This is a genomic window from Salmonella sp. SAL4457 (assembly GCF_046548235.1).
GTDB lineage: Bacteria > Pseudomonadota > Gammaproteobacteria > Enterobacterales > Enterobacteriaceae > Salmonella > Salmonella enterica.
The window spans coordinates 1-253 of sequence record NZ_JBGDZO010000919.1 but is presented as its reverse complement, the minus strand read 5'-3'; the positions used below and the strand labels follow the sequence as shown (position 1 = coordinate 253).

Below are 253 nucleotides of genomic sequence, written 5' to 3'. Positions count from 1 at the left end.
AGTCGGCATGGTGCTGAACCTCGACAAATGCATCGGTTGCCACACCTGCTCGATCACCTGCCAGAACGTCTGGACCAGCCGCGAAGGCATGGAGTACGCCTGGTTCAACAACGTCGAGACCAAGCCCGGGATCGGCTACCCGAAGGAATGGGAAAACCAGGAGAAGTGGAAGGGCGGCTGGGTGCGCGCGGCAGACGGTTCGATCCGCCCGCGCATCGGCGGCAAGTTCCGCGTGCTGGCGAACATCTTCGCC

General features: G+C 62.8%; 1 pseudogene. It reads left to right on the top strand.

What is annotated here, in order from left to right:
• Positions 1–253 (top strand): annotated as a pseudogene (narH, locus tag ACLJNW_RS26880) (nitrate reductase subunit beta); the annotation flags it as partial.